Here is a 20,558-nt window from a genome sequence, read left to right as displayed (position 1 = left end):
CATCAGATTGATGATTGATCTCGCTGGAATCGAGTATGGCACGCATCACGGGCTCAGAACAGGCTCTTCCGTCAAATTCTTGTTACGGGTATGGTTCGCTCAGCGGAACGCATGCACATCCGAAAGGTGGCACTTATGGTCAGCAGGCCAGTACTGGAGACATCGACCGGCACCGAGTCGGCCGATCGTGTCGCCGACGTGCTCATCGCATTCGCCCAATCCGATCGCGCACTCGGCGTATCGGAAATCGCTCGAACGCTTGGGCTGAGCAAGGCTGTGGTGCACCGCATTCTGCAATCGCTCGCATCGCGGTCGATCGTGCAGCCCGTCGCGGGCGAGTCGACGTATTCCCTCGGTCCCGCCGCGATCGGACTCGGAACCAAGGCCTGGAGCCAACTCGACGTGCGGTCCATCGCCGCTCCGGTATTGCGTGCGCTCCGTGCGAACACACGTGAAACTGCCACGCTGTCGGTACTCGTCGGGCACCGCCGCGTCTATCTCGATCAGTACGAGAGCCCGCAGGAAGTGAAGATGGTCGTCGAAATCGGCCCGCAGTACGCATTGCACTCGGGAGCGTCGAGCCGAGCGATCCTGGCGTTCCTCCCCGACCGATTCGCGGAGGAAGCCTTCCAGGAACTCCGCAGCACCACCCCTGACGCCGACGAGACCCGCTTCCGCGCTCGCCTCGACGACATCCGCACCAACGGGTACGCGACCTCGACGAACGAGCGCAATACCGGTGCAGCATCGATCGCCGCTCCCTTCTTCGACGCCGCGGGCCACGTCCTCGGTTCGGTCAGCTCGTCCGGTCCGGCCTTTCGCTACTCCTCCTCAGCGGACGACGAGCACATCGTCCACGCCGGCCAGGTCGTCGCCGCGGCTCGATCGATCACCACCATCCTGGAAGCGCGAGCAGCCCGATGATCCCTACATCCGCCCGATCGTTCCTCTACGTCCCCGCGAACAAGCCGCAGCTGTTCGACAAGGCGGTGCGCGGAGAGACCGACGCGGTGATCATCGATTTGGAGGACGCAGTTCCGCTGCCGGACAAGGACCGAGCGCGCAACGAGGTCGCACAGTGGTTGGCGTCGAGGTCATCCACCGACACCCAGATCTGGATTCGGGTCACCCCTGAGTTCATGACGCAGGATCTCGAGGCCGTCGCCGGAACCGGAGTCACCGGCATCATGGTGGCGAAGTGTTCGACCGAGTCCCTGACACGTGCGGACCGATTCCTCGACATGCGCAATCTCCCCGACATCGAGCTGATCGGCCTCATCGAAACAGCTCACTCCTTGCGCGCTGTGCCGGAGATGGCTCGATGCAACAGGGTTCGAACCTTCGGGGTCGGCGAGGTCGACCTCCTCGCCGACCTGCGGATCACACGATCGGAGCACACCGAATCGATGATCGACGCCATTCGGTTGAACGTCGTGATCGACTGCGCTGCAGCGGGATTGGTCGCACCGATCGCTCCGACGTCGACCGACTTCCGTGATCTGGACGGATTCGTCACCACCACAGCACGTTTCGTGCAGATGGGTTTCCGCGGCCGGACGGCATTGCACCCGAGCCAGGTTCCGATCATCAATGCCGCACTCACGCCGTCGATCGACGACGTGGCTGCAGCCCGTCGACTGGTGGAACTGTACGACGTGGCCCAGGGTGGTCCGACCGTCGACGACAACGGCAGATTCGTCGACGAAGCAGTGGTACGGGGCGCGCGGGAAATCCTCGCCCGGGCCTGAGCCGGTCGCACTGCAGCTCGGGCACCGCCATACGAGTGGACGGTGCCCGAGGACTGTCCTATTGCTGCGTGGTCGATTTCAGATCGGTCAACGGAGCAAGCAGTGTTCCGATGTCGGTCAGGTCCCCGAGCCGATCGCATCGACCGGCCAATTCTTTCAGTTCGACGTCGGAGAGGAACGGCCCGGCATTGCTGGTGAACTTGGTCGAGACCTCACCGAACGACAGCGGCCGTTCTGGTCCTCCGCGCGTGGTCAACACCTCTTCGACCACGACCGTTCCGTCGGTCAGTGTTGCGGTCAGCACCGCCGGGAACTGATGGGGGAAAACGGCATCACACCGGGCATCCGGCACCACGTCGACCTTGGCCATCAGCGCACGTCGATCCGCCGACTTCGCCAACTCGTCCGTGTAGTCCTCGAGCGCGGCACCGAGTCCTCCCCCGCCCAGCAGCCCGACCACAACCGCGTAGGGGCCGCTGAACTGAGCCATGTATCCGGTCGCGGGCGTGCGCTTGACGTCGATGGGTTCGCCGATCGTCCGCAGGTTCGCCGCAGGTACCCCCAGCTCCAGCTTCTCGATCTGCTCCGGACCGATTCCACGCGCGCGAAGGGCTCCTCCCGCGTCGATCGCAGCATGGGTGAAGTGATTGGCCGGGTACGGCTTGAAGAAGATTCCGGGAACAGCCCACTCGGAGCCGAGGCCGTTCAGGATTTCGTCGGCTCGGCCCGGTTCGTGTAACCAGGCCTGGAAGAAGCCGAACCGTCCTTCCAGGACGGTCGGCGGTCCCGTGATCCCGTGTCGCGCAAGCCCGGCTGCAGACAGAGCGGAGTGCGCCGCCCATCCGCAGTGCATACGCTTGACCGTTCCGCCGGTGCGGTTGGCCTCGATGATGCCCGACGCCATCGAGGCTGCGATACCCATCGTGTCCACGATCTGTTCCTCGGATGCACCACCGATGACGGCTGCAGCCACGGCGCTGCCCATGGCACCGCAGATCGAGGTGGCATGTTGACCGTGCTCGAAGAACACCGAATTCTTGGTCTCCGGATCGAACCCCGCCATGCCGATTCGCACACACACTTCCAGCCCGATCGCGATGCCACGCACGAGTTCTCGGCCGTCGGCTCCGTGCTCTTGAGCGGCCGCGAGTGCCGCAGGCACCACGCTGGCACTCGGGTGCAGGATCGACGGCAGATGGGTGTCGTCGAAATCGAGCGAGTGCGCGAGCACGCCGTTGACGAAGGCGGCCATGGCAGGCGGGAGTGCAACATCGAGTCCGACGGCGGACGCCGTTGCCGACCCACCTTGCTCCCGTGCCCACGCGGTCGCGGCCCGACTGGTATCGAGGTCGGTGGCAGCCACTGCAATTCCGAGTGTGTCCAGAACTCGCATCCCCACAGAGGCGACGACTGCCTCGGGGAGATCGTGGTAGCGGGTGGTCGCGGCGAAATGCGCTATGTGCTGCGCGAGTGTGCGTTCGGTCATGCGGACCTCACCGCCAACGGCCGGACCGGCGAACCCGTTGCGCCGAAGATGTTCAGCGGCACGAGGAGGAACGTGAACTCGAAGAGTTCCTGCTGCGAGAGCTCTTCGAGGTCGAGCGCCTCGATGATGTAAATTCCGCTCTCCACCAGGAGAACTCGATGCGCAGGTAGCAGACCGTGGCCACTGCCGGGAGCGAGCCGCTCGAACGCGATCGTGTCGGCACCTGCAGCGTGTACGCCTCTGTCCGCCAGCCACTGCGCGCCTGCTTCTCCGACTCCGGGAACACCGGACGGTCCGCCGACGTAGGGCAGCCCTTCGGCGAACAACTGCCCCCAGCCGCTGCGAATCAAGACGACATCGCCGGCCCCGATCTCGACACCCTCTGCTGCACATGCCGATTCGAGATCGTCGACGGTGATCTCGTATCCACCCTCGCAGCGGCCGACACCAAGGAGCCTCGGAATGTCCAGCAGCACACCGCGGCGGATCATGGGCTCGATGGTGTGTACTCCGTGTTCGACGTATTTCCCACCGAGGCAGGACTGACCTGCGTCGGCCCCGCCGTGCAGTTTCCCGTCCTGGCTGACGTGAGCAAGAGCGTCGATATGGGTACCCACATGCGTTCCGGTGGTGATCATGTCGTTCGCGGCACTGCCGCCATCCGCTCGGGTCATATCACCGTGCCTGCGCGGCAACGTGTGCCAGAACTGCGGATGATTGGGTGACTGCGGCATGCCGACCCTCAGTTGCCTACCGAGATCGACTGCGTGCACGCCCCCCTGGACGGCACGAAGAAGTTGATCGGACATTGCTTCATCTCCTCGTTCGACGCTGAGCAGTCACCTCACACCAGCGTGATGTCGTTTCGCTAGCCGGAACGCTTGGAGGCTTCCGAGAAGTGCACCGGCGGCAGGATGAGCGTAGCAGTCCTCCGCCTACCCGTCTCGATCATTGACTCTTCGATTTGCAACCTTCTACAGTCCACGAATGAATGGCTCCAATTCGTTTCGCTCAACGGAACATATTGCCGCGGTAGAGCGCCTGGCTGCCGTGATGGTCGATCTCAGGGGCGCACCGTTGCCCGCACCGCTGAACGACAGGGCCCGGTTGATCCTGTTCGATCTGCTGGGTGTCACGCTCGCCGGTGCCCGCTCCGCCGAGATGGTCGAATTGCGAAGGAACTGGACTGCAGAAACTGGATCGACGCACCCGATCGGCGGGAGCGTAGGCACTACGGTCGACACTGCGTCCGAGCTCGACGCGATCGCATCGTGTTGCCTCGAACTGGACGAGGGCAACAAGTACGCCGCCGGTCATCCTGCTGCGCACGTGCTCCCCGCGGCCATCGCTGCCACCAGACTGGCACCGACGCCGATTTCGGGTTCGACCTTTCTGACGGCCATCGTGGCGGGATACGAAGTCGCCGCTCGATTCGGCTGGGCACTGAGCCGCAACAGCTCCTGGCACACCCATGGCCACTGGGGTGCCACCGGTGCAGCCACGGCGGCGGCATTCATCCACGGTGCCGGAGCCAGCGAGGTTGCCGCGGCGATCGACTCGTCGTCTGCCCTGGTGCAGGTGGCACCGTGGGCAGTGGTCCTCGACGGAAACTTCTCCCGCAACCTGTGGATCGGCGGTGCAGCGCGGGCAGGCTTGAACGCGGCCAGGCTGGCCCGATCGGGGGTGGTGCACAACTCGGGTGCCATCGAGCACACCTTGGGTGCGATCGTCGGGACATTGAACATCGCCCGACTGACCGAGGACCTCGGCGATCGATGGCTCACGCTCGAGGGCTACACGAAGCAGCACGCGAGCTGCTCGTACACGCACGCCGCCGTCGACACCGTGCAGAGCCTGCGCTCGAATGCCGAATGGTTCGCAGACGACATCGAACGTGTGCGGGTGCGCACGCATTCGTTGGCAGAACCACTGTTTCGCCGACATCCTTCCAGCAGGCTGGGCGCTATGTTCTCGCTGCCGTTCGTCGTGTCCGCCGCATTCGTGTCCGACGCGATAGACGTCGAATCGCTCGATCCCCGAGGTGCGACTTTCGCGTCGGCCGAGTTGTTCAGCGCTCGAGTCGACGTCGCGTCGTCCCCCGAACTGGATGCTCTACTGCCCGAGCGTCGAGCCGCCGAGGTGACGATCGAATTCGAGGACGGAAGTTCGGTCTCCGCGACCACCCCTAATCCGGTCGGCGACATCGACCATTTCCCGATGGACTACGCCGCGCTGCGAGCCAAGATCTCTCGCTTGGTCGGCGAATCCGATACCACCGTTCTCGAACACATCGTCGATGCCCTCGGTGCGACGGAGGACGTGGCGGCACTGTTGCTCCAGCTGCCCAGGCACTAGCGTCGCCCGATACGCATGTCCTCGATCAGTTCGTCCGCGGCGCAGGACAGTTTCTGCCGTAGCGAATCCGGCACGGTGACCGTCACCTGAATCAGATACTGATCGACGATGTGGTGGACCACGACGTAGCGGGTCCGGGCGAAGAGCAACCGGCCGTCGCAGTCGTAGCGACCTGCGATCGAGACTGCCGGTAGAGCACGGAACGGGTCTCGGTCGTGACCGATCTCGACCCATCCGGGCAGCGCCCGGGAGTCACCGAAGCCGCAGTCCAGCAACGATTCCGGATGAACCGATCGACTGAGCTTGCCGACCAGGACCACCACGTTCGGAACGAATCCGTCGACTGTGTTGGCCGGCGAGCACAGCACCGCGGTGGCGTGCGGGAACAGGTGCTCGGCAACGACCTCCCAGTCTGGTTGCGTCGAGAGCTCGAGCCCGAACCGGTCGCACTCGTCGCGGTGCACCGGCACCAGTTCGACACCCTCCTCGTGGAGAAAGGTTTGTATCGTCCTTTCTGCAACCGTCACCGGACCGCAGCCCTTCCAGCGGAGGTCGACGCGGCGCGGTCGGCTCGGATGCGCTCGACCAGACCGGGTGGACGCAGCAATTCACGCGCGTCGTCGTGGCCCAGTTGCGCACGAGCCCAGGGATTGTCGCGACACCATTGCAACAGGGCATACAACGAGTTGGGCTCGACTTTCTTCTCGCACACCATCAGCGTCAGTTCCTGATCCGATTCGCTGTCGGCTGCACGGTACGCGACTCGGATAGTGGGGTACCAGTGCGGATGTGACAGGGCCGGATTCGGATGCGTCTGCGGTTGCAGCTCGACGATCCCGTCCCACGGCACGACCGTGACGGCTGTGGTGACCTTCCACCCGCGGCGACGATGGATCTCTTCCACAATGCCATCGGGATGCAGTGAAATTCTGGTCCGGTTGACGATCAACACACTGAGGGCGAAGAACAGCAGCAATATCGGAGCGCCGAAGTGCGACATGACTACGATCTTCAGCTGGTGACGCGCAGCACCTACGGGTTCGTCTGCTCTCCATTGGACGTAAGACACGCCGGCCACCAACGCGAATGCAAGTATTCCGCTGCGGTACAACACATTTCCCCGCCCCGGCACTGCCACGCCTCGGCCGACTCCGGCGACGTTCACCGGTCGCACGAAACGTGAAAGCCGGGCAGATCCGATGCCGGACAACAATACTGCGAGGGAGAGCGGCAAGAGCATCAGCAACGTCAGCCACGACATGAAGAGGAGTGTGTCCGCGTCGATTGTTCTCAGCAGCCCGGAAGTCACGATTGTCGCCGCAAGGACGGCAGACAGAACGCCGAGAGCTACGAGCCACCCCAGGTGAACACTGCGCCACGTTCTCACCCACAGTGGATACTTCTGTCCTACCACGCTTTTGCTCAGCACGTCCTCACGCTGCGGCGTCCGACCGTCCCTGCATTCGCTCATTTTCCCGCCGCCTCGAACAGCTTGTCTACTCCATAGCTGACGAGTCCACCCAGTGCGATTCCGGCAGCAGCGCCGACCGCGGTCCCAGGTCCCGGAACGACGGAACCCGCCATGCCACCCAGGAGACCGAACGCCCAGGTCGTAACTGCTCCCGCGGCAATCGGTGTGGCCTCGACGATGACGGCTTCGGTCGGGTCCATGCCGTCGTCGATATTGTCGGCGATTCCGGGGATCGCTCCGGCCACGGAACCGAACACTCCCAGACCGCGTCCGATGTTCTTGGCAACATCGTCGACGGAATCGACACCGGGCAATTCGAGCACCCTTCTCGTCACGTCGCTCATACCCGAGATCACCGACGAGGCCACGGTGCTGGGCCAGTCCGGCATCCAGGAGAACGATCCGTCCGGATTCTCCACGACGTTCCCGGTCGCGCTGCCGAGCGCGAGCTCGGCCAAGTGCTTCGTGGGTTCGGCCAACTGCTGCGCAGCGTCGATCGCAGCGCGCTCGGCCTGCGACAGCGCCCCCTGGATGTCTCGTGTCAATTGTGCTGCAGCAGAGCGTAGTTCGTCGGCCTGGCGCGCCTTTTCCTCGCCGAGCCCGTCGGGGATCAGCGCGATCATTCCCTCGGGATCCACCACACCGTCGGCTCGTACGGCGAACCCGCTGGCCGTCGCCGCCGACACCTGCGCCTGCAGGTGCGCCTTTGCGGCTTCCACGATTCCGGCTGCGCTCTCGAATGCCTTTCCAAGAGAATCGATCTCACTGCACACCGAGCCCATCCGGGAGCACTCGGTCACCACGCGTTCGGCTGCGGCGTCGGCTGCTTCGCCGGTCCAGGTCTCGGCCAACGCGTCCTGCTCCTCGAGCACTCCGGTGCGCTGGCCGTTGACGCGCTCGACGATCTCCGACAGTTCGATCATCGTCTTGCGCATGGACTCCGGCTCCCACCCCGCGACATGCGGGACCGTCGGGGTCATTTCGGCCGGTCCATCGCATCGAGCCGGCGGGCGAGTTCGTCGTCGGTGATCTCGTAGTTCTGCGCGACGCCGCGGGCGATGTCTGCGACGCATTCCGCGCGCCCGGCCAGAGCTGCAACAGCTCCGGCCGCTGCAGCCGCCGCCGCCGCGCAAGCTGCGTGGAAGTCGCTACCCAGCAACGCATTCTCCGATTCACGGAACGGAGCAAGAGCATCCAACTCACGGATCACGCCGCCGGTCGCCGACAACATATTCGAGAACTGCCGCAGGATCACTGGATCCACATTCACTGTCATGACGCTCCCCCGAGTCGCACCGTATCGACGCCCGGTGTTTCGGCGTCATGGGGTTTGACGCCTGTGGGCTCGGATCGGTTCCGTACGGTCCGATTCCGGGGTCGTGAATGCGGCGGGTACCGTTGGCCCGGCTAACGATATAGGGGGGTGCTCGCCATGAACGGCCGTCGACTGTCGTTCGCTGCCGCGGCCGGACTCGCGGCCGCGATGGGTGTCGGACGATTCGTGTTCACGCCGCTGCTGCCGATCATGGTCGATGCATCGGAGGTCACGCCGAGCAGCGGTGCCGTCATCGCGACCGCGAACTACGCCGGCTACCTCGTCGGCGCAATCGTGTTGTCCGTGCGCCCGTCGATCAACACGACGACATCGTTCCGTCTGTGGACAGTCATACTCGTCGCGAGCGAGTTGGCCATGGCCGCTGCCCATTCCACCGCCGCGTTCTCCGCACTGAGGTTTCTGGCGGGCCTGGCGAGCGCAGCGGTTTTCATCGCGTGCGCGAGCACCGTCACGAAGCATCGCGCCGACGGCGCTTCCCCCGGTATCGCGTTCGGCGGTGTCGGCGCAGGCATCGCGGCGTCGGGAATTCTGACCCTGCTCGTCGGACCGCACCTGTCATGGGAGGCGCTGTGGGTGTGCTCGGCGCTCCTGACAACGGTCCTCATCGCCCCGGCGTGGACGCTACGGGTGCATCCCGAGCCCGCAGCGCGGGCTGAACCCGGCGACATCGACCGCAGGACCCGGACCGTATGGCGGACGTTGCTGTTCGCGTACTTCCTCGAAGGTCTCGGCTACATCATCGTCGGTACGTTCCTCGTGGCGGCGGTCGGTGGCCACGGCAGCACATCGGTGGGTCCGGCGGTGTGGATCGTCGTCGGATTCGCCGCGGTACCGGCGAGTGTGTTGTGGCAGGCAGTCGCCCGCCGAACCAGCTCGCGCAACGCCCTGGTGGCAGCGTTCGCGTTGCAGTCGATCGCAGCGGTGCTCCCCGCTCTGACCGGGAACACCGTTGCTGCCGTGTTCTCGGCTCTGCTGTTCGGCGGAACGTTCATGGGCATCACGATGTTGACGATGAGCACCGCCCAGACACTGCCCATCGGGCGTACCGCAGCAACACTGACTGCGTTCTACGGCGTCGGGCAGGTTCTCGGCCCGCTGATCGTTGCACCTGCGATCGGCGACTCCTATTCGATCGCCTTCGCAGTCGCAACCGGCGTGCTGATCCTCGGGACCGCCGGGGCCGTACGGGTGTCCCGACTGACCGCATCGCGATGAGTACGGCTCGGTCGGCTCAGTGCTGTGGGTCGTAGCCCGGAACTTGCGCCAGAGTCTCGAACGTTCGCGCTCTGCCCCATTCCACGTGTGCGAACGCAACCGCGGCCGCCAACTCCGGGTCCCCCTTGGCGATGGCGTCGACGAGGGAGACATGCTCCCCGTGGCGCAGCGACGGATCTCGTTCGAGATTGGCCATGTTGAGTCGGTTACTGCGCTCCCGCAGTGGTTCCATGATGACCGGGAACAGTCGGTTGGCGGACAATTCCTCGATCCCCGAGTGCACTCCGGAGCTCGCGTGATGGAAGTCGAGTAGATCGCCCCGCTCGAGAGCGGCACCTGCACGGGACACGGCGTCGACCAACGATGACGAGTCCGCTCCCGCCGACACAGCGGACGCTGCTCGGCGAGCAACGAGCGGCTCGAGTGCGGACCTGATGTCGTACAACTCGTCGACCGAACTTCTGGTCACTCCCGTCACCACGGCAGGGCGTCTCGGCGACAGCGTCACCAACCCGGCTGCTTCGAGCAATGGAAGTGCCTCACGAATCGGCACCCTCGACACCTGCAGCTCGGTACCCAGATTGCGCTCGCTCAGCGTTTCACCAGGTCGGAGGCGGCCGTCGAGGATGCGTGTTCTGATCGCGTCGAACACCGAACGCGACAGCGATTCGCGACCTTCCGTGGATGCCATGATGCTTGTATACCAGCGACCCGCAGGTATACCGCGTATCCACAGGGGTCATCGGCGGACTTTGCCCAATGATCACCTCGACAGAAAGGAGCAGGTGAGAGGATCTGGAAACGCAAGTGTTACCGCCCAGAAACCTGTCGCGGCGCAATGCTCCGTAAATTCTCCGCTGTTGGTATACCACTGAGCGAGAGGCACTGGGATGAGCGTCCCGACCACGAACGAGAAGCCGTCACCGATCGACCCGCCACCGGAGGCCGGCAGCCTCAGCGAACAGATCGAGGCGTCGTACTCGAAGATCGGCCTCACCACAGCGCACTTCGGCATCGTCGCCATGGTCCTGTTCGGTGTCTTCTTCGACGCCATCGAACAGAATGCCGTCGGTATCACCGGACCGCTCCTGCGTGAATCCTGGGGACTCGGCGGAACCGAGATCGGGCTGCTGAACACCGCGACGTTCACCGCCGTCGCAGTCGGGCGCATCCTGGCCGGAGCGGTGATGGACCGCTTCGGTCGCCGAACCCTCCTCGGCGCAAACCTTCTCGTCTTCGCATTCGGCTCGCTGCTGTGCGCGTTCGCGCCCAACTACGAGGTGCTGGTGGGCGCTCGATTCCTGGTCGGGCTCGGACTCGGCGGTGAGATCGCCGTAGCGGTGATCATGCTTTCCGAATTCTTCTCCGCCAAGCATCGCGGTACCGCGGTCGGCATGATCAACGTCGCAGCTGCAGGTCTGGGCAACATGCTCGCCCCACTGTTCGGGGTCATCGTCTTCGCAATCTTCACCGGTGACGACCGCTGGCGATGGCTGTTCGGTCTACTCGTACTGCCCGCACTCGCGGTCGTGTTCTACCGCCGTTCGCTTCCGGAAACGCCTCGCTTCCTCGCCGCGACAGGCCGTGTGGCCGAGGCCAATACCGTCATCAACCGCTTGGCGCAAGGCAAGCTTCGCGGCACGCTCGACTCCGAGGTTCAGTACTTGAACGTCGACACCTCGGTCGACGATCCCGCCGTACCGCGCGCACGGTGGACGGAAATGTTCGGGCGGCGTTACCGCAGAAGCACTCTCGCCCTCGGCATTGCCGTCTGCATGTCCTACGCAGCGCAGATCTCGATGCTCACACTCATTCCCGTCATTCTGACCGAGCGGGGAATGTCGATCTCGAGTGCGCTCTGGTACACCCTCGTGATGCAATCCGGATCGCTCATCGGCGCGCTGACCGCCGCACTGATCGCCCGCAAACTCCCCCGCAAGGTGACACTGACCGGTGGTGCCGTTCTCGGGATCGTCGCCGGGCTCGGATTCGGCTTCTTCGCAACGTCGATCGGCCTAGTACTGGTCTTCGGTGCCCTGTTCAATTTCTCGGTCATCATCCTCAACACGACGATCTGGCTGTTCGCGCCCGAGCAGTACCCCACGCGAATCCGTGGCCTCGCGACGTCGGTGATCCTGGCGCTGGGCTCCCTCTCCGGCGGACTGTTCCCGCTCATTGCCGGAGCCGTACTGGACTCGTCCGGCGTGGGTGCCATGTTCGCGATGCTGGCCGGCCTGTTCATCGTGTGCGGCATTGCCGTGCAGTTCCCGAAAGAGACCTTCGGACAACCCATGCCGGAAGATGGCTGAGCAGTGAAGATTCTCATGGTCAACCCCAACTCGAACACTGCAACGACGCAGCTGCTCGTCGACGTTGCTCGACGTTGGCTCCACGACACGGAATTCACCGTCATCGGAATCACCGCGGGTACCGGACCGGCGATGATCACCGGCACCGAACAGCTGCGGGCTGCAGGACCGGAAGTCGTAGCGGCGGCCCTCGACGCGATCGAGCACCATGGCCCCGCCGCTGTGATCGTCGGCGCGTTCGGTGATCCCGGTGCGGCCGAACTCCGAGCCCTCGTCGACATTCCGGTCGTCGGGATCGGAGAGGCAGGAATCCTGCACGCCGCACGTGGTGGTCGCCGCTTCGCGATCGCCACCACCACAGCCGATCTCGCCGGCCAACTCGAAGCACTGACTCGTGCCACCGTGCCCGACGGCGATTTTGCGGGTGTGTTCCTCACCGCGTCATCGCCGTTGGTCCTGGCCGAGGACCTCGCGTCGAGCGTCGACGAACTGGGAACGGCGGTCGATGCAGCAGTGGCAGCCGGAGCGAGCGCCGTCGTCATCGGCGGCGGACCGTTGAGCGATTCGGCTCGGCGGCTGGCGCTGCGCACCGACGTGGACGTCATCGAGCCGGTTCCGAGTGCCGTTGCGATGGTCGTCGACAGAATCTCGAACGCGGTACGCAGCTAGATCTCCACCATCGCCCGGGCTGCGTTCACCGAAGCTAGTCGGTAGGCGGATAACCGCCGTCATCTATGGGTGTTGCCTGAAATATCCCGACGTGACGGAGATCGCCACAGCATCTACCAGCACTTTTCGCTTGACGGCTCCCGTGTGCGCTCCCAGGATGTTTGGCAGGCCCTCTGCACAGGGAAGCCGTCGACGAGACGCGGCCGAAGAACATCGGAGAACATCGCGTCGCAAAGTTGAGGAGAATCAATGCCCACCACAGTGGCCGATCAGCTCGTTCGAGGACTCGTCGACGCCGGCGTACAACGCATTTACGGCATCGTCGGCGACAGTCTCAATCCGGTGGTCGACGCAGTGCGTCGCACCGGAGGATCGGCCAAGGGCGGCATCGACTGGATTCACGTACGCCACGAAGAAGCCGCGGCGTTCGCTGCGTCGGCCGATGCGCAGACCACCGGCACACTCGCCGTCTGCGCTGGTTCGTGCGGACCGGGAAACCTACATCTGATCAACGGCCTGTACGACGCACATCGTTCGGGCGCACCGGTTCTGGCGATCGCGTCGCACATTCCCAGCAGCGAAATCGGATCGGGCTACTTCCAGGAGACGCACCCCGACCGTCTCTTCGGCGAATGCTCGCTCTACAACGAGTTCGTCTCCACTGCCGAGCAGGCACCCCGGGTGTTCCGTGCGGCGATCAACGCTGCTGTCACCTGCGGCGGGGTATCGGTTCTGACGATTCCCGGCGACATCGCCGAGTTGTCGGCCGCAGGCACGATGGACCCGATCGCCATTCCCTCGACACCGGTCGTCACACCACCCGCGGCGGACATCCAGAAGCTGGCCGACGCCATCAACGACGCCGAGAAGGTGGCAATCTTCGCCGGGTACGGGGTCAAGGGCGCTCACGACGAGGTGGTCGCGTTCGCCGACACGATCGGCGCTCCCATCGGACATTCGTTGCGTGGCAAGGAGTTCATCCAGTACGACAATCCGTACGACGTCGGCATGACGGGATTGCTGGGCTACGGAGCTGCGCACGCCGGGATCCACGACGCAGACCTACTCATCCTGCTCGGCACCGACTTTCCGTATCAGCAGTTCCTCCCCGAAGGCGTCACCACCGCGCAGATCGACATCGACCCCACGAAGCTGGGACGTCGGACCTCGGTCCGGTACCCGATTCACGGTGATGTTCGGGCGACCCTGAATGCGTTGCAGCCGTTGGTCACTCGCAAGGCCGATCGCCGCTATGTCGAGAAGTGGGTGGACAAGCACAACGACCTGATGGGCAAGACCGTCGGTGCGTACACCCGCAACGCCGAGAAGCTCGTCCCCATCCACCCCGAGTACGCCGCGTCGGTACTCGACGACCTCGCCGCCGACGACGCCGTGTTCACCACCGACACCGGCATGTGCAATGTGTGGACCGCGCGCTACATCAACCCCACGGGTAGAAGGGCATTCGTTGCGTCGATGCTGCACGGGTCGATGGCCAATGCCCTGCCGCACGCCATCGGTGCGCAGTTCGCCAATCCGGGCCGCCAGGTCGTGTCGATTTCGGGCGACGGCGGCTTCTCGATGCTGCTCTCCGAACTCTTGACCGTCGCGATGTACAAGCTGCCGGTCAAGATCGTGCTGTTCGACAACTCGACACTGGGCATGGTCAAGGCCGAGATGCTCGTCGACGGTCTGCCCGACTTCGGTGTCGACGTCCCGCAGGTCGACTACACCGGCATCGCGGCGGCTGCGGGTATCCATGCACAACGCGTCGAGAAGCCCGAGGACATCCGCGGCGCACTCGAGACCGCGTTCGCCGTCGACGGTCCGGCACTGGTACAGCTGATCACCGATCCGCTCGCGCTCTCGGTCCCGCCGACCATCACCGGCGAGCAGATCAAGGGATTCGCACTCGCGATGAGCAAGGTCGTGCTCAACGGCGGTGTCGGCGAGGCCGTTCGGATGGCCAAGTCGAATCTGCGTAACGTGCCGCGCCCGTAGATCTTCATCGGCAGGGAACCCGAGGTCGGTGCGGGCACCGCGCTCGTCGGTCGTGCGGTTATTGTCGACACACCGCCCAAACCGGACATCGCGATCCGGCACCTCCCCGCCCGGAAGGCTCCACCATGGCCATCGACTACACCCGCAAGCCCTCTACGGGGCAGAATCCCGCGCAGCAAGCCGGAGCACCCGTCAGTCTGAGCAAAGTCACGCTGTCCAAGGCATCGCCGACCATCAGCCTCACCAAGTCCGGCGAGAAGCAGGGCTCCATGCGGGTGAACCTCAACTGGTCGTCCGGGGCACCCGCAGCGCAGCCGAAGAAGAAGGGCTTTCTGGCCAAGCTGGCTGCTGCGTCGTACGGCTCCGGCGGTGTGGATCTCGACCTCGGGTGCCTCTACGAACTGCGCGACGGCTCCAAGGGCGTGGTCCAAGCGCTCGGCAACAGCTTCGGTTCGCTGCAGGATGCCCCGTTCATCGCGCTCGACGGCGACGACCGCTCCGGCTCGGTCAGCGGCGGCGAGAACATGCACATCAATCTTGCCCACCCCGAGAAGTTCGCCCGCATCCTGATCTTCGCGATGATCTACGACGGCGCACCGAACTGGGCCGCAGTCGACGGAGTGGTGACGCTGTACCCGACCAGCGGACCACAGGTCGAGGTACGCCTCGACTCGGCCGAGAACTCTGCGCGCATCTGCTCGATCGCATTGTTGGAGAACACGTCTGCCGGTATCACGGTCACCCGAGAAGTCGAGTACATCCAGGGCAGCCAAGCCGACCTCGACAAGAAGTACGGTTGGGGACTGCGCTGGGCGGCGGGCCGCAAGTAGTCAGAGAGGTTGCGGCGGAGTCATTTCCAGCCGGACGCCGATCAGTCGAACCTCTCTCGTATGGTCGAGGAGGTCGACGAGCGCCACCGCGGCCCAGGTCAGGATCTCCGGATCGAAGGTGGGCGCTCCGATGATCGGTGCACTGACGGTATGGGTCTCGAACGGCGCGTAGCGGATCTTCAATGCCGCTCGCACGGCCGGCCGGTTCTCGGCTTCGATGTCTGCCAGCACCTTCGACGTCAACGCGGCGACCTCGTCTCGGACGATCGCCCAATCGGCGACGTTGGTCTGGAACGTGACCTCACGGCTGTGCGACCGTGCGACCCACGGCTCGGACGTCACCGGTGCGAGGTCGATACCTCGCCCTTTGGTACCGAGCCACGGACCGATCTTCGGTCCGAACGCTGCGGCGAGGTCCGCGTCCTCGGCATCGGCCAGTTCTCGGACTGTCGAGATGCCGAGGGCGGTCAGCCTCTTCGAGATCTTCTTGCCGATCCCCCACAACGCATCGGTACCGCGATCGCCCATCACCTCGAACCAGTTGTCCTGCGTAAGCCGGTAGATGCCCTGAGGCTTGTCGAAGTCGGTGGCGATCTTGGCTCGTAACTTGTTGTCCCCGATGCCGACCGAGCAATGCAGCCCCGTCGCGTCGAACACCGCGTCGTGGACGGTCTTTGCCACGCCCTCGGGGTCGTGGGTCTCCACACCGAGAAACGCCTCGTCCCATCCGATCACCTCGACCACGAATCCCAACGACCGCAGAGTGTCCATCACCAGTGCCGAGGCCTCGTCGTACGCCGGCTTGTCCACGGGGAGGAAGACTGCGTCCGGGATCTTCTTCGCGGCGACGCGTAGTGGCATTCCGGATCCGACCCCCTTCGCACGCGCCTCGTACGAGGCCGTCGACACCACCCCACGCTCGGTCGGATCTCCTCTACCGCCGACCACGACGGCTTTACCCGCCAGGTCCGGGTTGCGGAGCACTTCGACGGCAGCGATGAACTGATCGAGGTCGACGTGCAGTACCCATCGGTGCCGCGCTGGGTCGGTCGGTGTACTCCCGGTCATAGTGCTCAGTGTGCCCGTGGTGTCTCATGACGCCATGACGAAATCGATTTCTCGCACCATCGGACGAGTAGTACTGGGAGCGTTCCTCGTCTTCGCCGGACTCAGTCATCTCTTCTGGGCGAGGAGCACCTTCACCGCCCAGGTGCCGACCTGGGTTCCGATCAGTACCGACTTCGTCGTGCTGGCGTCGGGTGTCGTCGAGATCGCGCTCGGCCTGGCGCTGCTGTTCTGGACCGCTCGCGCACCGGTCATCGGTTGGGTGGTCGCGGCGTTCTTCGTCGCGGTCTTTCCCGGCAACATTTCGCAGTTCGTCACGCACACCGACGCGTTCGGCCTCGACTCAGATACGGCCCGAGGGATCCGTTTGCTGTTCCAGCCACTGCTGATCGTATGGGCCTTGTGGTGCACCGGAGCATGGGCGCAGTTTCGCGCATCACGTCAGGGCCACAGTAGGAATCAGTAGGCAGACTGCCGACCGGCCGGAACGATGCCGTGGTGCAACTGTGCCACGTCGGGATGTGCTCGCGTACGGGACTTCCACGCGTTTTCGCCGTAGGTGCTGTAGATGGGGTTGGCAGGATCGTTCTCGACTCCTCGTGACTGCCGCGCCAATTCGGTCGGCAGTTCGATCACCGGGACGACGGCATCGAGGGCCGGGCTCAGAAAGTGTGGCACCGATATCCGGTCGGTGTCGGGTCCCGGCGCGACCACCCGATGACGCGTCGCACGTAGGTAGCCGCCGGTCGCAACCTCCAACAACTCGCCGATGTTGACGATGAATGCTCCGTCCAGCGGCGGTACGTCGATCCACGAATCGGCGGTCGTCTCCACCTGCAGACCGGCCGAGTCCGGTTCGACGAGCAGCAACGTCAACACCCCGGAGTCCTTGTGCGCTCCGACGCCCTGCGAGTGATCAGCAGTGCCCGGATAACGCACGACTTTCATCAGCGTCGCGGGCGCAGTGGCAAAAGCGTCGTCGAACACGTTCTCGGGCGCACCCAATGACTGCGCCCAGTGCCGGAGCAACCGGAGCCCGAGACCCGACACGGACTGCTCCCACTGCTCGAACGTCTCTCGGAACCCGGCCGGCTGCGACGGCCACAGGTTGGGGCCCTGAAGGTTCCAGTAACCTTCGGCTCCCTCGATCGCCGGGCGTTCGGGACCTATGTCGATCTGCTCTCGCCAATCCACCCGGCCGTTGGTCAGCTCGCCACCCACCCGGGAGTAGCCGCGGAAATGCGGGCTATTCAGCTGACTGATTTCTTCCTTCACACCGTCCGGCACGGCGAAGAACTCTCGCGCGAGGCGCAGTACCTCGTGCATTCGTTCGATCTCGATCCCGTGTCCGACGAGATAGAAGAAGCCGGACCCGTGAGCTGCTTCGCGCAGCGACAACTGGAACGCGCGGGGGTCGTGGTCGGCCAGACCGAGATCGAGAACGGGAAGCATGTTCGCGATTGTCCTCCTCCCTCGACGCGTCGGCCAGCAGTGTTCAGGTTCGGTAAAACCGCCCGACCCGGATGCAACACTGAGTGTCATGAGCCCCGAAGCACTCGACATCACCGTCGTCGGTCACGGCGCAGCCACCTACCCACCCGAACAGTGCACACTCGCGCTGACCGTCCGCACCGACGGTCGCACTGCAGAGTCCGCATCCGAGCCTGCTCAGCAACTCGTCCGGGAGCTCACCAGACTGGTCGAGCCGCTCTACAACAGTGACGGGGGACCCATCGATCGATGGTCGGTGGACCAGGTGCGCCACTCGCGCCAGCGCCCGTTCAACCACGACGGAGAGCAACTACCGTACGTCTATCAAGCCGAGGCGTCAGTGGAAGTGCAGTTCAGCCAGCTCGATCTGGTGGACGCGTTCGTCTACGCAGCCTCAGCACTCGAGGGAGTGTCGATCGACCACTTCGATTGGGACCTCACCGAATCCAGCAGAACCGCTCACACCTTGGCGGTCCGGGAACTCGCTGTGCGCGACGCCGTCTCGAAGGCCGAGGCCTACGCGTCGAGCCTGGGACGATCGGGCGTGCACGCTGTCGCGGTGGCCGATCCCGGTCTGCTGCCAGGGTTCGCGGAGAGCGGTGGACCGGAATCCTCGGCACGTATGTTCGCCGCGAAATCAGCGCCTACCGGATTTGCACTCAAGCCGGAGAACATCACCATCTCGGCGAGCGTGCACGCCCGATTCACCGCCTCCTGACGCCTCGCGCCTAGGCTCGAATCATGAACCGAGACGATGCCCGACGCCTCTGGCCGCGGCCACCGCTACTGCCTCGTCCGATCGTGATGGATCAGCGATGGGAACGGCTGGTCTTTCTACACTGGCGGGTTCCGAGTTCCGACGTCGCCCCGCTGTTGCCCCGAGGGTGCGTACCCGACGAATACGACGGCTCGTCGTGGGTTGGGCTGATCGGCTTCCACATGGTCGGTGCCGGCCTCGGTTACCGTCACCCCGTCCCGTACTTCGGCACCTTCGGTGAGATCAACGTTCGGCTGTACTCGGTCGACGCGGAGGGGCGACGCGGCGTCGTGTTCCGATCCCTGGAAGCAACCAGACTCGCAGTCGTGCTGGGCACCAACGCTGCTCGCATTCCGTACCGCTGGTCCTCGATCGATATCGCCGACGACAGCACCACGATCGGCTACCGCAGCAAACGGCTCGCTCCCCCACACCGCGGCGCAACCACCGACTTCGGCGTCGTCAGAGGATCACGCGACCTGTCCGAGGATCCGCTCGCGGTGTTCCTCACCGCGCGTTGGGGATTGCACACCTCACTGGCCGGTCGCCTGCTGTACGTCCCGAACGTCCACCGGCACTGGCCCTTGGTCGACGCAGAACTCACCCACTGCTCCGACGAGCTCGTGGCAGCGGCAGGCCTACCCGGCGTCAGTACCCGGCGACCGGACTCGGTTCTGTACTCACCCGGTGTCGAGACCCAGTTCGGGAGACCCTACGTAGTGCGCGGTCGGTAGAAGATCACGTGCCCCGAGGACAGTTCGACGACCCAATCTCCTTGTGCAGCAGCGACGCTGTCGGCGAGGGAACTCGACGTCACACTCTCCCGCAACACGAGGTACCCGGCGTCGAGGGAGAGGTCGAAGAACAGCTTGGTTCCATCCGAGAATTCGACGGCAGGGTCGTCGCCGGTCGAGAGCCGAACCACGGTCGCACCGATGGAAGGAAGCCTCTCGACGGCCGGGGCCACCGACTTCGGATGCTCGGGTGCGGGCCACGAATCGACAGCCCCTCCCGGTCCACACACCACTGTCGAGCCGTCCGCACCCGTGTACTCCCAGGATTCGACCTCGTCTCGCGGACTGGCCACCACTGTCTGCCGGCCCTCGAACGTAAGACGGAGAACACCGGATTCGTCGTAGTCTGCGTCGTCGCATACAAGACCGTGCAGTGTCGCGAGCGCTCGTAGACCCTCGAACTGATTGTCCTCGTCGACAGTGAGTCCGTCGATCATCACCTCGCTGAAGGCAATGCTGGCACCGTTGTCGAATTCGATACTCAGATCGAAATCGAGCAGGATTCTGCTGACACGCTTCTGAACGACGGCGAGTTTCATCGACATCGACTGTGCCACACAATCCTGTGGGAGCCCACAAAGACAGGCCGGGGCACGATGCGGGGTACTGGGTTCAGCCCTCGGCGGATGGCAAATGCGCGCGCCTTCGTCAGGTGCGCGGGAAATGGTCAGTGATCGGCCTGAGATTCTGCGCGCGGATGGCGACTGCGCGCGCGTTTGCCCCCCCCTGTGGGTGTGAGCTCATCGGGTCGGGTGGAGGCTGATGCCGGCTGCGGTGGTGGTCGCCGTTCCGCGAATGCGCGCGCGTTCGCCGAGTGCGTGGGAAATGGTAGGTGTCCGGGGTGCGACCGTGTGCGAGACGGCGCGGTGTCTGGTGGTTTCGAAATGCAGAACACCCCCGGACCGGGTGGTCTGGGGGTGTTCTGGGAAATTGTGTTCGGCGGTGTCCTACTCTCCCACACCCTGTCGAGTGCAGTACCATCGGCGCTGGAGGGCTTAGCTTCCGGGTTCGGAATGGGACCGGGCGTTTCC

The 20,558-nt window shown here is 64.4% G+C and carries 21 protein-coding genes and 1 rRNA gene; 11 read left to right on the top strand and 11 right to left on the bottom strand.

All coding sequences use genetic code 11. From position 1 onward, the window contains the following. Positions 1–135 precede the first annotated feature (135 nt). Both CH274_RS16005 and CH274_RS16000 read left to right on the top strand, forming a co-directional pair. Positions 136–924: an IclR family transcriptional regulator gene (locus CH274_RS16005; RefSeq protein ID WP_045199332.1), complete on the top strand. Its 789-nt coding sequence runs from the start codon at positions 136–138 to the stop codon at positions 922–924. Continuing rightward, entirely contained in the window at positions 921–1,748 is an 828-nt protein-coding gene (locus CH274_RS16000; RefSeq protein ID WP_094658079.1) for an HpcH/HpaI aldolase/citrate lyase family protein, read from the top strand. The genes CH274_RS16005 and CH274_RS16000 overlap by 4 nt, the downstream gene beginning before the upstream one ends. A gap of 58 nt (positions 1,749–1,806) precedes the next feature. Here the strand turns inward: CH274_RS16000 and CH274_RS15995 are convergent, their stop codons facing one another. Together CH274_RS15995 and CH274_RS15990 are read right to left on the bottom strand one after the other, a co-directional pair. Further along, entirely contained in the window at positions 1,807–3,234 is a 1,428-nt protein-coding gene (locus CH274_RS15995; protein WP_094658078.1) for an MmgE/PrpD family protein, read from the bottom strand. Then, entirely contained in the window at positions 3,231–4,043 is an 813-nt protein-coding gene (locus CH274_RS15990) for a cyclase family protein (RefSeq protein ID WP_045199325.1), read from the bottom strand. Before CH274_RS15990 ends, CH274_RS15995 begins: the two co-directional genes overlap by 4 nt. Before the next feature lie 178 nt (positions 4,044–4,221). On the opposite strand from CH274_RS15990, the gene CH274_RS15985 reads away from it, so the two are divergent. Next, positions 4,222–5,589 carry an MmgE/PrpD family protein gene (locus CH274_RS15985; RefSeq protein ID WP_094658077.1) on the top strand — a complete coding sequence of 456 codons (1,368 nt, stop codon included), beginning with the start codon at positions 4,222–4,224 and terminating at the stop codon, positions 5,587–5,589. Here the strand turns inward: CH274_RS15985 and CH274_RS15980 are convergent. The 4 genes from CH274_RS15980 to CH274_RS15965 all read right to left on the bottom strand — a co-directional run bounded on the left by CH274_RS15980 (position 5,586) and on the right by CH274_RS15965 (position 8,336). Continuing rightward, on the bottom strand, positions 5,586–6,116 hold the full coding sequence (locus CH274_RS15980) for an LpqN/LpqT family lipoprotein (protein WP_179275772.1): 531 nt from the start codon (positions 6,114–6,116) through the stop codon (positions 5,586–5,588). The two genes, CH274_RS15985 and CH274_RS15980, sit on opposite strands and share 4 nt — an antisense overlap. Beyond that, entirely contained in the window at positions 6,113–6,850 is a 738-nt protein-coding gene (locus tag CH274_RS15975) for a hypothetical protein (protein WP_143546591.1), read from the bottom strand. Before CH274_RS15975 ends, CH274_RS15980 begins: the two co-directional genes overlap by 4 nt. Before the next feature lie 206 nt (positions 6,851–7,056). After that, the gene (locus CH274_RS15970) at positions 7,057–8,040 is read right to left on the bottom strand and encodes a WXG100 family type VII secretion target (RefSeq protein WP_094658074.1); all 984 of its coding nucleotides are present in this window, start codon (positions 8,038–8,040) and stop codon (positions 7,057–7,059) included. Further along, the gene (locus tag CH274_RS15965) at positions 8,037–8,336 is read right to left on the bottom strand and encodes a type VII secretion target (RefSeq protein ID WP_094658073.1); all 300 of its coding nucleotides are present in this window, start codon (positions 8,334–8,336) and stop codon (positions 8,037–8,039) included. The genes CH274_RS15970 and CH274_RS15965 overlap by 4 nt, the downstream gene beginning before the upstream one ends. A gap of 156 nt (positions 8,337–8,492) precedes the next feature. Between CH274_RS15965 and CH274_RS15960 the strand changes: the two genes are divergently transcribed. Beyond that, a complete protein-coding gene (locus tag CH274_RS15960; RefSeq protein WP_094658072.1) occupies positions 8,493–9,611 on the top strand; it encodes a YbfB/YjiJ family MFS transporter in 1,119 nt (372 codons plus the stop codon). Between the two features lie 16 nt (positions 9,612–9,627). Here the strand turns inward: CH274_RS15960 and CH274_RS15955 are convergent, their stop codons facing one another. Continuing rightward, entirely contained in the window at positions 9,628–10,302 is a 675-nt protein-coding gene (locus tag CH274_RS15955; RefSeq protein WP_094658071.1) for a GntR family transcriptional regulator, read from the bottom strand. Between the two features lie 199 nt (positions 10,303–10,501). Between CH274_RS15955 and CH274_RS15950 the strand changes: the two genes are divergently transcribed. The 4 genes from CH274_RS15950 (at position 10,502) to CH274_RS15935 (ending at position 15,420) form a co-directional block, all read left to right on the top strand. Then, positions 10,502–11,920, top strand: a complete 1,419-nt coding sequence (locus tag CH274_RS15950; protein ID WP_094658070.1) for an MFS transporter — start codon at positions 10,502–10,504, stop codon at positions 11,918–11,920. Between the two features lie 3 nt (positions 11,921–11,923). Continuing rightward, a complete protein-coding gene (locus CH274_RS15945) occupies positions 11,924–12,589 on the top strand; it encodes an aspartate/glutamate racemase family protein (protein WP_256993599.1) in 666 nt (221 codons plus the stop codon). A gap of 249 nt (positions 12,590–12,838) precedes the next feature. After that, positions 12,839–14,590 carry a pyruvate dehydrogenase gene (locus CH274_RS15940; protein ID WP_094658069.1) on the top strand — a complete coding sequence of 584 codons (1,752 nt, stop codon included), beginning with the start codon at positions 12,839–12,841 and terminating at the stop codon, positions 14,588–14,590. Positions 14,591–14,715: 125 nt separating this feature from the next. Further along, positions 14,716–15,420, top strand: coding sequence for a TerD family protein (locus CH274_RS15935; protein ID WP_032394937.1), 705 nt, complete (start codon positions 14,716–14,718; stop codon positions 15,418–15,420). Here CH274_RS15935 and CH274_RS15930 read toward each other — a convergent pair whose 3' ends face one another. Next, positions 15,421–16,488, bottom strand: coding sequence for a DNA polymerase IV (locus CH274_RS15930; protein WP_094658068.1), 1,068 nt, complete (start codon positions 16,486–16,488; stop codon positions 15,421–15,423). It lies immediately after the preceding gene. Between the two features lie 34 nt (positions 16,489–16,522). On the opposite strand from CH274_RS15930, the gene CH274_RS15925 reads away from it, so the two are divergent. Beyond that, entirely contained in the window at positions 16,523–16,951 is a 429-nt protein-coding gene (locus CH274_RS15925; protein WP_094658249.1) for a DoxX family protein, read from the top strand. Here the strand turns inward: CH274_RS15925 and CH274_RS15920 are convergent. Next, complete coding sequence (locus CH274_RS15920) at positions 16,945–17,937, bottom strand: isopenicillin N synthase family dioxygenase (protein WP_094658067.1); 993 nt, start codon at positions 17,935–17,937, stop codon at positions 16,945–16,947. The two genes, CH274_RS15925 and CH274_RS15920, sit on opposite strands and share 7 nt — an antisense overlap. Positions 17,938–18,025: 88 nt before the next feature. Here CH274_RS15920 and CH274_RS15915 point away from each other — a divergent pair, with 88 nt between their 5' ends. Beyond that, entirely contained in the window at positions 18,026–18,694 is a 669-nt protein-coding gene (locus tag CH274_RS15915) for an SIMPL domain-containing protein (RefSeq protein WP_094658066.1), read from the top strand. A gap of 23 nt (positions 18,695–18,717) precedes the next feature. Beyond that, a complete protein-coding gene (locus CH274_RS15910; protein WP_254923928.1) occupies positions 18,718–19,467 on the top strand; it encodes a YqjF family protein in 750 nt (249 codons plus the stop codon). Here the strand turns inward: CH274_RS15910 and CH274_RS15905 are convergent. Both CH274_RS15905 and rrf read right to left on the bottom strand, forming a co-directional pair. Further along, positions 19,446–20,066: a DUF6188 family protein gene (locus CH274_RS15905; protein ID WP_179275771.1), complete on the bottom strand. Its 621-nt coding sequence runs from the start codon at positions 20,064–20,066 to the stop codon at positions 19,446–19,448. The two genes, CH274_RS15910 and CH274_RS15905, sit on opposite strands and share 22 nt — an antisense overlap. Positions 20,067–20,461: 395 nt before the next feature. After that, a 5S ribosomal RNA gene (rrf, locus tag CH274_RS15900) occupies positions 20,462–20,558 on the bottom strand; the annotation flags it as partial.

The organism is Rhodococcus sp. 06-418-5, assembly GCF_002258285.1.
Classification (GTDB): Bacteria; Actinomycetota; Actinomycetes; order Mycobacteriales; family Mycobacteriaceae; genus Rhodococcoides.
Note: the sequence above shows the minus strand (reverse complement) of the source record. Positions and strands in the feature narration are given on the sequence as shown.

What these genes read in the sequence shown, in the direction of transcription:
- CH274_RS15995 (WP_094658078.1), bottom strand. Translation starts at nt 3,234, where the DNA reads ATGACCGAACGCACACTCGCGCAGCACATAGCGCATTTCGCCGCGACC.
- CH274_RS15905 (WP_179275771.1), bottom strand. Translation starts at nt 20,066, where the DNA reads ATGAAACTCGCCGTCGTTCAGAAGCGTGTCAGCAGAATCCTGCTCGAT.
- CH274_RS15965 (WP_094658073.1), bottom strand. Translation starts at nt 8,336, where the DNA reads ATGACAGTGAATGTGGATCCAGTGATCCTGCGGCAGTTCTCGAATATG.
- CH274_RS15915 (WP_094658066.1), top strand. Translation starts at nt 18,026, where the DNA reads ATGAGCCCCGAAGCACTCGACATCACCGTCGTCGGTCACGGCGCAGCC.
- CH274_RS15960 (WP_094658072.1), top strand. Translation starts at nt 8,493, where the DNA reads ATGAACGGCCGTCGACTGTCGTTCGCTGCCGCGGCCGGACTCGCGGCC.
- CH274_RS15935 (WP_032394937.1), top strand. Translation starts at nt 14,716, where the DNA reads ATGGCCATCGACTACACCCGCAAGCCCTCTACGGGGCAGAATCCCGCG.
- CH274_RS15930 (WP_094658068.1), bottom strand. Translation starts at nt 16,488, where the DNA reads ATGACCGGGAGTACACCGACCGACCCAGCGCGGCACCGATGGGTACTG.
- CH274_RS15970 (WP_094658074.1), bottom strand. Translation starts at nt 8,040, where the DNA reads ATGACCCCGACGGTCCCGCATGTCGCGGGGTGGGAGCCGGAGTCCATG.
- CH274_RS15910 (WP_254923928.1), top strand. Translation starts at nt 18,718, where the DNA reads ATGAACCGAGACGATGCCCGACGCCTCTGGCCGCGGCCACCGCTACTG.
- CH274_RS16005 (WP_045199332.1), top strand. Translation starts at nt 136, where the DNA reads ATGGTCAGCAGGCCAGTACTGGAGACATCGACCGGCACCGAGTCGGCC.
- CH274_RS15925 (WP_094658249.1), top strand. Translation starts at nt 16,523, where the DNA reads ATGACGAAATCGATTTCTCGCACCATCGGACGAGTAGTACTGGGAGCG.
- CH274_RS15990 (WP_045199325.1), bottom strand. Translation starts at nt 4,043, where the DNA reads ATGTCCGATCAACTTCTTCGTGCCGTCCAGGGGGGCGTGCACGCAGTC.
- CH274_RS15985 (WP_094658077.1), top strand. Translation starts at nt 4,222, where the DNA reads ATGAATGGCTCCAATTCGTTTCGCTCAACGGAACATATTGCCGCGGTA.
- CH274_RS15975 (WP_143546591.1), bottom strand. Translation starts at nt 6,850, where the DNA reads ATGTCGTGGCTGACGTTGCTGATGCTCTTGCCGCTCTCCCTCGCAGTA.
- CH274_RS15955 (WP_094658071.1), bottom strand. Translation starts at nt 10,302, where the DNA reads ATGGCATCCACGGAAGGTCGCGAATCGCTGTCGCGTTCGGTGTTCGAC.
- CH274_RS15920 (WP_094658067.1), bottom strand. Translation starts at nt 17,937, where the DNA reads ATGCTTCCCGTTCTCGATCTCGGTCTGGCCGACCACGACCCCCGCGCG.
- CH274_RS15940 (WP_094658069.1), top strand. Translation starts at nt 12,839, where the DNA reads ATGCCCACCACAGTGGCCGATCAGCTCGTTCGAGGACTCGTCGACGCC.
- CH274_RS16000 (WP_094658079.1), top strand. Translation starts at nt 921, where the DNA reads ATGATCCCTACATCCGCCCGATCGTTCCTCTACGTCCCCGCGAACAAG.
- CH274_RS15950 (WP_094658070.1), top strand. Translation starts at nt 10,502, where the DNA reads ATGAGCGTCCCGACCACGAACGAGAAGCCGTCACCGATCGACCCGCCA.